This is a genomic window from Streptomyces sp. NRRL F-2580 (assembly GCF_000720115.1).
In the GTDB taxonomy this organism is placed as follows: domain Bacteria; phylum Actinomycetota; class Actinomycetes; order Streptomycetales; family Streptomycetaceae; genus Streptomyces.
Genome location: NZ_JOIR01000040.1, coordinates 1 through 12,861, shown reverse-complemented (window position 1 = coordinate 12,861; position 12,861 = coordinate 1). Strand labels below are relative to the sequence as shown.

The following is a 12,861-nucleotide window of genomic DNA, read 5'->3' as shown; positions in this document are numbered from 1 at the left end:
AGGCATCTCCCCGCCGCGGTCGCTCCCGAGAGGGTGCGTCCGCGGCGGGGACGGGGTCTCACACGGCGGCGGGGAAGCGTTCCCAGACACGGTGCGCTGCGAGCAGTTCCATGAGCTGGCGCATTCCCTGGGCGCCGTCGCTGACGACGACGCCGGCCTCGCCGACCGAGATCCCGGCGGCCTCGAAGAGGGCTTCGGCCCCGCCCAAGCCGATGAGGGCCTTGCCGTGCTGGTAGGCCTCGGTGAGCAGAGCCAGGACTCGGGGGTCGCTGACGGGCGGCCTGGGGGCTCCGGCCTTGGCGTCGCGGGCCCCGTAGGCGTCGGCGCCCGCTCCGGGCACGCCCGCGAAGACCAGCGCGTCGAATTCGACCGAGCGGGCGGTGGCGAAGGTGCGCTGGACCGTCACCGTGTCGTCGCCGGTGCCCAGCACTCCGCCGGCCGCCGCCACGACCAGCGGCACCATCCCGGCGTCGAGAATGGCCTGGCGCACCCCGTTCACGCCGACCATGTCCATGGCCTGCCCGGTGACGATGCCGATGACGCGTCCGTCCAGCGGCCAGGTGCGGCCAACCTGGGACAGGGCGGGGCTGGGGCGGGCGTCGGCGAGCGGCTCGGTGGCGGCCGGCGCGGGCAGGCCCAGTCCGGCCGCGACCTGGGCGCACAGCTCGGGGTCGATGTTGGCGAGTACGCCGAGGGCGCGTTCCTTGATGGCCTGCTCGTAGCACTTGGCCAGTTCGAACGTATAGGCGGCGATGATGTGCTCGCGCTCGACCGGGCTCATGCTGAGCCAGAACAGGCGCGCCTGGGAGAAGTGGTCGGCGAACGAGGCGGGCGCTTCGCGGACCTTGCGTCCGGCCGGTACCTCGACGGGTACCTCGATGAACGCGCCGGTGAACGTGCCCGTGTCGGTGCCCGCGTAGAAGGGGCAGCCGCCGTCGAGGCTGTTGGGCTTGTAGGGGGCCACGCCCCGGTGCACGGCGGTCTGGTGGAAGCCGTCACGGAGCATGTCGTTGACCGGTGCGTGGGTGCGGTTGATCGGGATCTGCGGGAAGTTGGGGCCGCCGAGCCGGGTGAGCTGGGTGTCCAGGTAGGAGAACATCCGTCCGGCCAGCAGCGGGTCGTCGGTCGCGTCGATGCCCGGGACGAGGTGTCCGGTGTGGAAGGCGACCTGCTCGACCTCGGCGAAGAAGTTCGACGGATTCGCGTTCAGCGTCAGCAGCCCGACCGGCTTCACCGGCGCGAGCTCCTCCGGGACGATCTTCGTCGGGTCGAGGAGATCGATGCCCTCGAACATCTGCTCGGCGGTGTCGGGGAAGGTCTGGATGCCCAGCTCCCACTGCGGGAACGCACCGGACTCGATGGCGTCGAAGAGGTCCCGGCGGTGGAAGTCGGGATCCACCCCGGCGAGGATCTGCGCCTCCTCCCAGACGAGGGAGTGCACGCCCAGCTGGGAGACGAAGTCCCAGAACGTGTCGTGCGCGCTCTGGGCCTGCGGGATCTCGCGGTCCGGATGCGGCTTGCCGGCGTGGATGATGTCGGGGAACTTGATCGCGTCCTGGATGAAGAAGACCGGAATGTTGTTTCCGACCAGGTCGAAGACGCCTTCCTCGGTGTAGAACTTCGTGGCGAAGCCGCGGGTGTCGCGCACGGTGTCGGCGGAGCCGCGCGAGCCGAGCACCGTGGAGAACCGAACGAACACCGGCGTTTCGGTGTCCCGCGCGAGGAACGCGGCCTTGGTGACCGCTTGCGCGGTGCCGTAGGACTGGAAGACGCCGTGCGCGGCCGAGCCGCGGGCGTGGACCACACGCTCGGGGATCCGCTCGTGGTCGAAGTGCATGATCTTTTCACGCAGGTGGTGGTCCTGCAGCAGCACCGGCCCCCGGGGGCCGGCCTTCAGCGAGTGGTCCGTGTCGGGCAGACGTACGCCCTGCGCGGTCGTCAGGTATGCCCCGCTCTGCGCGGCCCGGGCCTGATCCGCGCCGGTGGGCTGCCCGGTCGGACTGACCGTCTCCGGGCCGCTCTGATCCGCTTTCGGCGGCAGCGGATGCACCGGCTCGGTCGGCTCCACCAGCTGCGGGGAGACCGGAGCGGGCTTACCGGGGACGCCGTCCTCCGGTCCGTCGGCCGGCGCGGCGTCGCCGTGCAAGGCGCCGGCGATCTTGTCGGTAACTGCCTTGACCGGATTCTTCTCGGACATCACATCTCCAGACACAGGGGACAGGCCCTACACCTGTGACCCGAGACCATGCGTTCGGAAACGGGGACTAGCCTGTCCGGACCTGTGACCGACGCCCAAGACGGCGAGACCCGCTGACCGGCGTCCGACCAGACCGGCCCGCTGACCGCCGGCATGCCCGTGCTGAGGGACCCGGCTCTCCTGGACCTTGCACCGACGACGCAGCAGCCGCCTACCTGGCCCGTGCCGTGCCCTGTGCGAGGCGCTCAGCCCTGGTCGCGCCCTGAAAACTCCGTCTGACCCCTCCTGCTTCCTCGACCTGCGCGACACCGTTCGGCGTACGGACTGCGGCCGGCGCACGAAAGAGCACGGCTGATCTTTCACACGTCCGTGGAAGCCCGCGAGGAGTACCACGCCAATGCGGGCCGGCAGGGACAGGCCACCGCACAGCTCGTATCGCACGCGCCGACCAGCAGCTGAGCGAAATGGCATCCTCTGCGCCGATCGGGGTGAGACCTCGAAAGGCGGGCAGGCGCCTCCTGAACGCACGATCGCCATTCATGAGGAGGAGCCTTGAGTGACTTCCAGAATGCGCGCCGTCAGGACGAGAGCAACACGACGGCCGTAGCGCACACGGTGCAGGAAAAGGCCAGCGAGAGCGCTTCGCTGGTCGGCAACAAGGCCGCCGAGGTGGGCGGCACGGCCAAGGACCAGGCGGCCAATGTCGTCGGCGAGGCCACCGCGCAGGCTCGGGACCTCGTGGGGGAACTGCGCACCCAACTGACGGACCAGGCGCAGACCCAGACGCAAAGGCTGGCGGAGAACGTACGCCGGCTGTCCCAGGAGCTACGGGAACTCGGCGAGAATGGCAAGCCCGACTCCACCATGGCGGACGTCGCCCGGCAGATAGCCGACGGCGGGCAGCAGATCGCCGCCCATGTCGAGAAGCGAGGCCCCGAGGGGCTGGTTGGCGACTTGCAGAGTTTCGCCCGCCGCCGCCCGGGAGTCTTCCTGGCGGGCGCGGCCCTCGCGGGCTTCGTCGTTGCACGGGCCGGGAAGAGCGTCAGCGCGGCCGGGTCTGCCGGCACCCCCTCGGCAGCCCGCGCCGACCGTACCAACGCCTCTTCCACCACCCGGCTGCCCGCCTCTTCGGGTGACACAGGACCGGTGGCGGGATCCCACCCCGGCCGCAGCGGTGTACCCGCCGGCATCGGGGATCCTCCCGACCCCGACGGGCAGTCTCAGCGGCCACAGGTCACCCCTGCCCCGCCGGCCTATCCGCCGGCGAGCGAGCCGCCCACCGGCGGCGGGCAGCGGCCCGGGGGAGGGATCTGAGCATGGCCCTCTCCTCCCACGAGCGACCGACGGCCCCGGCTCCACCCCCGCCCCCGCCCCCGCCGTCAATGCCGTCCGATGCCTCGATCGGTGATCTGATCGGCGAGATCGGTCAGGACGTGTCCCAACTGGTCCGCACCGAGATCGAACTGGCGAAGGCCGAGATCAAGCAGGAGTCCGCCAAGGCGGGCAAGGCGGTCGGCATGCTGGGCGGAGCGGGCTACGCCGGACACGTCGTGCTCCTCTTCGCCAGCCTGACCGTCGTCTTCGCCCTCGCCAATCTGATGGACCCGGCCTGGGCGGCCCTGATCGTCACCGCGCTGTGGGCCATCGTGGGCGGGGTGCTCTACGTGATGGGCCGCAAGCGCCTGCGCACCGTGAACCTCAAGCCCGAACAGACCGTGGAGACCTTGAAGGAGGACGCGCGATGGGCACGACACCCGACGAGCTGAGGACCGATGTGGAATACCGGCGCGCGCACCTCGCGCGCAACGTCGACCTCCTGGCGGACAGGATGACCCCGAGCAAGGTAGCCCAGCGCAAAGTCGACTCGATGCGCCATCGGGCGAGCGGAGTGAAGGAGCGAGTCATGGGCACAGCACAGGATGCTGCGCACGGAACCTCCGGAGGCATCCACCAAGCGGCGGACAGCGTGACGGAGACGGCCCAGCAGATCGCAGGAAGCGTGCAGGAGGGCGCTCAGCAGGCCCCGGCGCAGATCAAGCGCCAGACGCAGGGCAGCCCGCTCGCCGCAGGGCTGATGGCCTTCGGCGCCGGCATGCTCGCAGCCGCCCTCCTGCCGACCACCGAGGTCGAGGAGCGCGCGGGGCAGCAACTGCGCGAGCACTCCGATGAGCTGCTGGAACCGGTCAAGCAGACCGCCATGCACGCCGCCGAGGAGGTCCGCGACGAGCTGAAGGAGCCGGTCGCCGAAGCCGTCGAATCGGTGAAGGGCACCGCTCAGGAAGCGGTCTCCACCACGACCGAGCACGCGCAGCACGCCGGCCGGGAAACCGCCGACGAACTCCGCCACGTCGGGCAGGAAGCAGCCGGTGAGGCACGCGGCAACTCCGCCGGTCAGCGGCCCCCGATCTAGGCCATCCGACAAGACAGGGCGCCCCCGTGTAGATGGCACGGGGGCGTTCCACTGTGGCCCCTCAGAGCATCCCGGCACCCGAGGACAGCCGTGACTGCCTGGACGCAATGACTTGCCCGTCGCACGGTCTTAGGCCCGTTCACCGCATTTGACGGCGAACGAGGGGCGTACTCGGTGGCCGCAAGACAGATTCGGGGATAGCCAACGCCCGATGAGCCTGCCGCCCCCTACGCGCCCGGGTAGAGCTGTCCGGTCGACGGTCGTGAGGCATCGGCGAGGTCGGCGCCGGTAGCCGCGTCACGCTGGGAGTTGCCGACGCCGCGCCAGTCCAGGCACATGACGGTCGCATCGTCGTCCAGATGGCCGTTACCAGCGTCCACGATCGCCCCGATGAGGGTTCGGGCGGCTTCGCGGGGATGCAGGGCGCGGGTGCGCAGGATCAGGTCCGGCAGGTCGAGATTCGCGGCGTTGCGCTCCAGCATGCCGTCCGTCAGCATCACCAGTCGGTCACCCGGCCGCAGGTCCAGCGTCTGCACCCGGTAGGTGCCGGCCAACGATCCATGGACATTGAGGCCGAACGGTCGATCGATTTCGGGAACGATCTCTTGTACCTGCCCGTCGCGCATCCGAAGCGGCCAGGGATGCCTGGCGTTGACGAACTCGGTCCGGCCGTCGAGCAGGCTGATGCGCAGGAGCTGACCGGTGACGTAACCGCTGCGGCCGTGATCGCGCATGGCCTGGTCAGCCTGGCGGGCCTGCTCCCCGAGGTCGACGCCCGCCCGCCGCGCCCGCCGCAGGGCGCCCACGACGAGGGTGGCCAGCAGCGCGGCGTCGACGTCGTGGCCCATGGCGTCGGTGACGGAGAGCTGGACCGTATCCCGGTCGATCACGTAGTCGAAGGTGTCGCCCCCGACGTGGTCGGCCGGTTCCAGGGCACCTGCGACCGCGAACTGGGCCGCCTCACACGCCAGCGACGCCGGGAGCAGCCGGTGCTGGATCTCCGCGGCCAGACTCAGCGCCTTGGTGCGCCGGCCCCATTGGTACACATCGGTATGGGACCGGTTCGCGATGACGATGTACGCCAGCGCGTGCGCGGTCTCACCGATCTCCCGCATCACTTCCGCGCCCGGAGCGCCGGGCAGGAACAGCTCCAGGAGCCCGATGGCATCCCCGCGGTTGGTCACCGGGGCGACGACCCGCACCAGCTCGCCGTCGCCCCTGTCCTCCACCTGCGGTCGCTGGCTGCGGATCACATCGTCGTACAGGGTGCCCCGCAGCCGGATGCGCTGGGCCGGCTCATCTGTCTCGACGCTGCCCGCAGCCCCCAGCCGTACGACCGAACCGCCAGTGAAGTCAGTGATCAAGAAGGATACCGAAGCGGCCCCAAGGTGCTCCTTGAGCATGCGCGCGACCACATCGAGCGACTCCACGGGCGCCGCGGCCTCCGCAGCCTCCAACGTCTCCGCCAACGTCATCGCCAGGCCCCGTCGGCTCCCGCTCACGGGGTGACGAGAGGCCTGCCCGTCGTCCGGCTCTCTTGCGGTCACAACGACCCCTTATCGCGTGATGGCGGCCGGGACTCGTCCCGGATCGGGAAAGACCCGCGCCAAGGCGGCGTCGACCCGTCACATTGCACCACGAGACCCCCGGGAGACCGGAGATCCCGCAGCCTGCGCGGCAACAAGTCCAGGAGTCGGCTCGGCCAGGGTCGGCTACAGGCCGCTCCGACACCGCTACCAGGGGAGTTTCGCGCAGATGATCTTGCCGCCACCGACTGCTGGTCTGATCCGGACGTGGGTTGCGAGGCGCTGAATCATGAACCATCCCCACCCGCCGGTCCCGTCCGTGCGAGGGGTCCTGGGCTCGGGCGGCCGGGGGCTGGGGTCGGAGACGCAGACATCGACGGCGTCATCGAGCAGTTCCAGGTGCAGGGAAGAGGGGCCGTCGGTGTGCCGGATCGCATTGGCAACGAGCTCGGCCACCACCAGGAGCACGTCGTCCATGCTCCCGTCCTTGACGGGCGCCCGTAGACGGGCCGCGCGCGCAAGGAAGGCACGGGTGGCCTCACGAGCTGCTGCTCCAGGCAAGCCAGTACGAGACAGGGACTGGTCCAGGACGGCTGTGGTCACCTGTTCCTCCTTCGCCCGGTGTGCCTGTCTGGCGGATGCCCCGGTACGCGAACGGAAACCGCGACACAGTCTGCCGAGTGCAGACAGATGCGACAGAGGATGGCTGCGGCACGGTCCCGGGCGCATCCGCGGCCGGGCGGATGGGGCGGTCTGGTGTTCCCGGCGTCGGCATGACACGCTCGGGGGAACCAGCCTGGTCTGGTGGGAGACCCCGCACGCCTGAAGGTGACCGGCGGTACGGGTGGTCTCGCTCGGCTGTGAGTGGCCTTCCGACGGCCGCACGCTTGACGGCCTCCTCCGCGCACGCCGGGAGCCGACCGTAATGGGCTTCGATCCCCGAACGGCGGGCCAGTGATGCTCCCCATCAGGCTTGACCTCGATGTCAGTGTGCAACCCGACGTGACGGTCGTGACGCTGGCAGGCGAACTCGACATGACCACCTGCCCCTACGTCACCCGAGCCACCGACGCCCTGGCCCTGAAGGGTCAGACCCTTGCCCTCGACCTGTCGGCCGTGACCCACATGGACTCCAGCGGCCTCAACATGCTCCTCACCCTGCGCAACCGCGCCCGCGCCGAGCACGGCGTGCTGCACTTGTGCGGCGTCCCGTGCCAGGCACTGCGCGTCCTCGACCTCACCGGCACCCGCAGCCTCTTCACCCTGCGCCCCTGCCTCACCCCCTGACGTTCGCGCTTGCAGCCGGGCAGGGCGGGCATGCGCGAAGGGAACCACGGTGTCGAGTGCCGCCGGCAAGCCCGCCCGTCGGGCGAGAAGCAACTCAGCGCGAGCGGCGCCGCACCATCTGGAGGTCTCACATGTCTGTTCCCGCCGGCACCGCCCCCCTTGCAGCGCTGTCCGCGGCCGGAGTGGCGGTCTGGCTCGACGACCTGTCCCGCGAGCTCCTGGCCGGTGGAGGGCTCATCGAGCTGATCGCGGAAAAGCACGTGGTGGGGGTCACGACCAACCCCACGATCTTCGCCTCCGCCCTGTCCAAGGGCGACCGCTACACCGAGCAGCTACGCCGCCTCGGCGACGCGGGAACCAGCGTCGACGACGCGGTCTTCGCCCTGACCACCGACGACGTACGAAGCGGCTGCGAGGTCCTCGCCCCCGTCCATCAGCGCACCGGCGGCATCGACGGACGGGTCTCCATCGAGGTCGACCCGCGCCTGGCGCAGGACGCCGACGCCACCACCGTCCAGGCCCGAAAGCTGTGGCAAACAGTCGACCGGCCGAATCTGCTCGTCAAGATCCCGGCCACGCGCAAGGGGCTCAAGGCGATCACCGCCGTCATCGCCGAGGGCATCAGCGTCAACGTCACGCTGATCTTCTCCCTGGACCGCTACCGCGACGTGATGGACGCCTACCAGGCCGGTCTGGAACAGGCTCAGGCAGCGGGACGCGATCCGTCGGACATCCACTCGGTCGCCTCATTCTTCGTCTCCCGCGTCGACAGCGAGGTCGACCGCCGCCTCAACGCCCTCGGCACCCCAGAGGCCCTGGCACTCAAGGGCAAGGCTGCGGTCGCCAACGCCCGCCTGGCATATCAGGCGTACGAACAGATGACCGCGGAGCCGCGTTGGCAGCGCCTCGCTGCGGCGGGGGCCCGAGTCCAGCGACCCTTGTGGGCATCCACCGGGGTGAAGGACCCGTCCTACCCCGACACGATGTATGTCAGCCAACTCGTCATCCCGGGCACCGTGAACACCATGCCGAGCGCCACCCTGGCCGCGTTCGCAGACCACGGCACGCTCCCCGCCCACCCGCCGACGGCGAACGACTACGCGGCCGCCGCCGCCCACCTCAAGGCGCTGCGACAGGCGGGCGTCGACATCACCGACGTCACCGACACCCTGGAACGCGAAGGACTCACCAAGTTCGAGGACAGCTGGCAGGAGCTCGGCGCCTCGGTGGAGCGAGAGATGAACCCCGAAGCCGTAGACACCTGCGACGACAACGGGAGCCGGCATGGAGGGTCCGAAAGCGCCCAGCTGCTCGCGATCTACCTCAACGACCATTACTCCGCCGCTACCGGGGGCCTGGAACTCTTCCGGCGCGCCGCAAAGGCGCAGACGAGCGCAGAGGCGGACACGGTACTGACCGAACTGACCCGTCAGGCCGATGAGGACCGTGACTCGCTGGCACAGATCATGACCGATCTGGAGGTCCCGATCAGCCACTCCAAGGCGGCCATGGGCTGGCTCGCGGAGAAGGCGGGCCGCCTCAAGACCAATGGCCACCTTCTTACCCGCTCGCCCCTCAGCGACGTCCTGGAAGCAGAGTCCATGCTCCTCGGCGTCCAGGGCAAGAAGGCCTGCTGGCGGACCCTGAGGAACCTCGCCGACACCGACGAACGCATTTCCACCAAGCACCTGGACGCCCTGGCGGACCGCGCCGAGAAGCAACTCGTGCTGTTGGAGGAGCTGCGCACCGCGGCAATCACTCAGGCACTGCGCCCTCGACCCTCCGGCACGCGGTAACCCCGAAGCCGCCGCTTCTGCCATGCGAGGCCGGGTGGACGCCCCCTCCGTGTAGGCGCGGCGCCCGGGCTGCGCCGTCTCTGAGGCCCCTGGATCACACCGGGGCCCGCACCGGTACCGCGCAGCCCGCGGGACGAGTGCGAGTAGCGGGCAGAGGACTGCCGACAGGGGCTCCGCCTCGGTAGCGTCACCGTGCCGGCCCGGTCGGCGTCCCGGGCCGGCGTCCGCTCGCCCGAGGCCGGGACGAAGGCGCGGGGCGGGGAGTACGTCAATGTCGATATCCCGGGTATGCGCAGTACGACGGGGAGCGTCACCCGCGAGCCGGGTGGGCCCCGGCCCAGGGCGTTCCGCGCGTGCCGGGGCCGCTCCTCCGAGACGGACTAGGGAAAGCGACTCTTGATCATGAATTCCTCCCAGTCGGTGCGCCCCCCTCCCGTACGGGCGGATTCGGGGAGCGACTTCGCCCGACTCTCCCGGAAGATCCAGGAGGCGGGTCTCATGGCCCGGCGCCCCGGGTACTACGCACTGCGCGTCGCGGCCGTGACGGCCCTGTACGCGGCCGGGTGGACGGCCTTCTTCCTGATCGGCGACAGCTGGTGGACGCTGCCGGCGGCTGCGTTCCTTGCCTTCGTGTTCGGGCAGGTGGCCCTGCTCGCGCACGACCTGGCCCACCGGCAGGTGTTCCGACTGCGCAAGGCCAGCGAGGTGTCCGGGCGCATCGCCGGCAACTTCGGCATCGGCATGGGATACGGCTGGTGGCAGGACAAGCACACACGGCACCACGCCAACCCCAACCACGAGGACCTCGATCCCGACCTTGACCCGGACATCCTTGTCTGGACGCAGGACCAAGCCCGCGCGGCCAGGGGACTGCCGCGGCTGCTCGGCCGCTCGCAGGCGTTCCTCTTCTTCCCGCTGCTCACCCTGGAGGGGTTCAACCTGCACGTGTCCGGGGTGCGGTCGCTGTTCGACCGCTCGCTCAAGCACCGCATGTGGGAGGGCGCTCTGCTCGCGGTGCACATCGTCGCCTACCTCGGCGCGCTGTTCCTGGTGCTGCCACCCGGCAAAGCGGTCGTGTTCCTCCTCGTCCACCAGTGCCTCTTCGGCGTCTACCTCGGCTCGATCTTCGCCCCGAACCACAAAGGCATGCCGGTCCTGCGGGGTGACGAGCGGCCCGACTTCCTGAGACGCCAGGTCCTGACCTCCCGAGACGTACGAGGCGGCCGGTTCACCGACATCGTCCTCGGCGGTCTCAACTACCAGATCGAGCACCACCTCTTCCCGAGCATGCCCAGCCCCCACCTGCGCAGGGCCCAGACCATCGTCCGCGGGTACTGCCAGGAGCTCGGGGTCAGCTACTCGGAGACCAGCCTGGTCAACTCCTACCGGCAGACCCTCGCCAGCCTCCATGCGGCCGGAGCCCCTCTCAGAGCGCCGGAGACCACCTGACTGCCGCCACGAACCCCGACCGGGACGCGGGACACCGTTCCACCCCGGCCTCGGGCAGGCTGCGACCGCTGAACGGCCACCCCGTCGATATCGCCGAGACCGAGATGACCGGCCTGGAAGTGGAACAGGTCTTCCCGGCCTCGTCGACCGCTACTGGGCGCTGTCCGTACTCGACGCCGCGGAAGGCGAATCGCCCGTGCGCGGTGAGATCGAGGACGTCGAGCGGGCGGTTTGGCGTGGACCCCGACCGTGCACGGCGCCCAGGGCGACAGCAGCCCGGTGAAGGTCACCCGTTTGGACGTGAAGGGGTGCCAATGAGCTTGGTGCGGCAGAGGCTGGGCCCATGTCCGCCAAGCTGATCATCTACCCGCCCGACCAGCAGGGCCGGCGACGTGTCCGCTATGACGGCGTTGCCATCGGCATGGCACACCGCTCAGCCGATGTCCGAGCCTTTCTCGCCGCGACCCTGACTTTGTGGAGTGGCGGGGGGCCGGCCCCGAGGCGGGGGAACGGTTTCCCTGACCTGCCTCCCTGGTCTGCTCGGACGCGCCGGGCCCTGCGGCTCCCCGTTGTGCGCCCGGCCGCGCCCGGAATGGGTTGAGCGGGTCATCCCAGGCAGCCTGACCGTGGACGGCCGTGCGGCGACAGGAGGAGCAGAGCGGTGACTGAGACGGGCCCGATCGTTGTGTTCGCGAACTTCCTCTCGGACTTGGCGGTGGATCTCGACGAGGGTCAGATCCTGACGACGTGGGCCCAGCAGGCGCCGCGGAAGGCGTGGCTGCTTCGGCCGGGGGACGTGTTCGTCACTCCCGTGCCGCTGAGCCGGGAGTTCCTGCGGTACGTGTACGACCTGACGGGGGTGCCCCCGGAATCGGTGGCGGTGATCGAGGTGCCGCCCGCCGGAGCCGTTCCGCTGGCCCGGGCCGTGCGCGAGGCCGGCCTCGTCGAATACGTCCGGGCGCTCGCCGGTGACCGGGGTGCGGCGCTGTTGCCGACGGCGCTGGACGCGTCGGCGATCGCATTCGCCCGGGACATCGGCATCGACGTCCACCCGTACCCCACGGTCGAAGCCGCAGAGGCCGCCCTGACGACGACCATGCTGCTCAACACGAAGACCGGCTTCCGCGAGACGGCTGAGCAACTGGGCATGCGGCTGCCTGCGGGGCGGATGTGCCGGCGCCCGGAGGTGGAAGGCGTGGTGCGCGATCTCCTGCGGGACCACGAGCGGGTTGTGGTGAAGCCCGACCGTTCGGCCGGAGGACACGGGATGCGCTTCGTGTCCCGCGATGACCTGAGGAGTGGGGCGGGCGTGCCGCTCGATACGGTCGGTGGGCCCGAGGGCCTGTGGGTGGTGGAGGAACACCTCGACGTGGCCGGGTCGGTCAGTGTGCAGGTGGAGGTGGCCGCCTCCGGGACACGTGCGATCTTCAGCGGAGCGATGCGCACGGTTCAGGGCTCTTTCACGGGATACGCCTCTCCGCTGCCGCCGTCCTGCGTGCACGTGGCCGGCGAGCTGGAGGAGTGGGGGACGGCCCTGGGCCGCTACCTGGCCGACCACGGCTACGCCGGGCCCTTCGGGCTCGACGCGCTGGTGGACACGGACGGCGTCGCGTACGCGAGTGAGAGCAACATCCGCCGTACGGCCACCACCACACCCCACGCCATGGTCACCCGGCTGACTGAGGGTTCTGCCAACCCACACCCGGCATGGTCGGTGTCGAAGGGCTGGACACGGACTCCCATGGACTTCGACGAGGTGCTCGCCCGGCTGCGCGCTTCCCGCCTCGCCTTCGACCCGGATCGCGGCGAGGGCGTGGTCCTCTACGCGGACGCACCGCCCGACGGCCGCTCCTGGCGGTACGCGGTGATTGCCAGGAGTGCTGGGGACGTTGAGGAGCAGGAGACCGCCTTGGCCGAGGTCCTCGAATTCGAGGGTGGCTGACCCCACCATGACGCCGGTCCCGGCACCCAGGGGGTGCCGGGACCGGCGTCGTCGTACGGGGGTGCGATCAGGCGGGGCGGCCGCCGAAGGGGGCGCCGGTGCCGTAGTAGGTGCCGAGCTCTTCGCGGTAGCCGGTGTCGCCGAGGTGCTTGTCCCGGTGGAACTCGGGGGCGTTCTTGATCTGTTCCTTGGTGCGGTCGACGAAGATCTTCTCGTCGTCCGGGTCGACCTTGACGACCGTGCTGGCCGGGAGC

At 70.1% G+C, this 12,861-nt stretch carries 9 protein-coding genes and 2 pseudogenes; 7 read left to right on the top strand and 4 right to left on the bottom strand.

Going from position 1 to position 12,861, the window contains the following annotated elements:
- Positions 1-58 precede the first annotated feature (58 nt).
- Complete coding sequence (locus tag IF88_RS0132650) at positions 59-2,197, bottom strand: catalase (protein WP_030720794.1); 2,139 nt, start codon at positions 2,195-2,197, stop codon at positions 59-61.
- A 552-nt stretch (positions 2,198-2,749) separates the two neighbouring features.
- Between IF88_RS0132650 and IF88_RS0132645 the strand changes: the two genes are divergently transcribed.
- The 3 genes from IF88_RS0132645 to IF88_RS0132635 all read left to right on the top strand — a co-directional run bounded on the left by IF88_RS0132645 (position 2,750) and on the right by IF88_RS0132635 (position 4,607).
- Entirely contained in the window at positions 2,750-3,511 is a 762-nt protein-coding gene (locus IF88_RS0132645) for a hypothetical protein (protein WP_063754866.1), read from the top strand.
- 68 nt (positions 3,512-3,579) lie between these two features.
- On the top strand, positions 3,580-3,963 hold the full coding sequence (locus IF88_RS0132640; RefSeq protein ID WP_030720788.1) for a phage holin family protein: 384 nt from the start codon (positions 3,580-3,582) through the stop codon (positions 3,961-3,963).
- A complete protein-coding gene (locus IF88_RS0132635; protein WP_030720785.1) occupies positions 3,939-4,607 on the top strand; it encodes a DUF3618 domain-containing protein in 669 nt (222 codons plus the stop codon). Before IF88_RS0132640 ends, IF88_RS0132635 begins: the two co-directional genes overlap by 25 nt.
- A gap of 227 nt (positions 4,608-4,834) precedes the next feature.
- On the opposite strand, the gene IF88_RS0132630 is transcribed toward IF88_RS0132635, so the two are convergent.
- Both IF88_RS0132630 and IF88_RS0132625 read right to left on the bottom strand, forming a co-directional pair.
- Complete coding sequence (locus IF88_RS0132630; protein WP_030720782.1) at positions 4,835-6,082, bottom strand: PP2C family protein-serine/threonine phosphatase; 1,248 nt, start codon at positions 6,080-6,082, stop codon at positions 4,835-4,837.
- A 258-nt stretch (positions 6,083-6,340) separates the two neighbouring features.
- On the bottom strand, positions 6,341-6,862 hold the full coding sequence (locus IF88_RS0132625) for an ATP-binding protein (RefSeq protein WP_078893285.1): 522 nt from the start codon (positions 6,860-6,862) through the stop codon (positions 6,341-6,343).
- Positions 6,863-7,090: 228 nt separating this feature from the next.
- Here IF88_RS0132625 and IF88_RS0132620 point away from each other — a divergent pair, with 228 nt between their 5' ends.
- From IF88_RS0132620 to IF88_RS0132605, 4 genes and pseudogenes are all read left to right on the top strand, one after another.
- The gene (locus tag IF88_RS0132620) at positions 7,091-7,420 is read left to right on the top strand and encodes an STAS domain-containing protein (protein WP_267884541.1); all 330 of its coding nucleotides are present in this window, start codon (positions 7,091-7,093) and stop codon (positions 7,418-7,420) included.
- Between the two features lie 131 nt (positions 7,421-7,551).
- A pseudogene (tal, locus tag IF88_RS0132615) lies at positions 7,552-8,679 on the top strand (transaldolase); the annotation flags it as partial.
- Positions 8,680-9,618: 939 nt separating this feature from the next.
- Positions 9,619-10,665: a fatty acid desaturase family protein gene (locus IF88_RS0132610; RefSeq protein WP_030720769.1), complete on the top strand. Its 1,047-nt coding sequence runs from the start codon at positions 9,619-9,621 to the stop codon at positions 10,663-10,665.
- Between the two features lie 661 nt (positions 10,666-11,326).
- Positions 11,327-12,607, top strand: coding sequence for a peptide ligase PGM1-related protein (locus tag IF88_RS0132605; protein ID WP_030720760.1), 1,281 nt, complete (start codon positions 11,327-11,329; stop codon positions 12,605-12,607).
- 67 nt (positions 12,608-12,674) lie between these two features.
- On the opposite strand, the pseudogene IF88_RS41175 reads toward IF88_RS0132605, so the two are convergent.
- A pseudogene (locus IF88_RS41175) lies at positions 12,675-12,861 on the bottom strand (PRC-barrel domain containing protein); the annotation flags it as partial.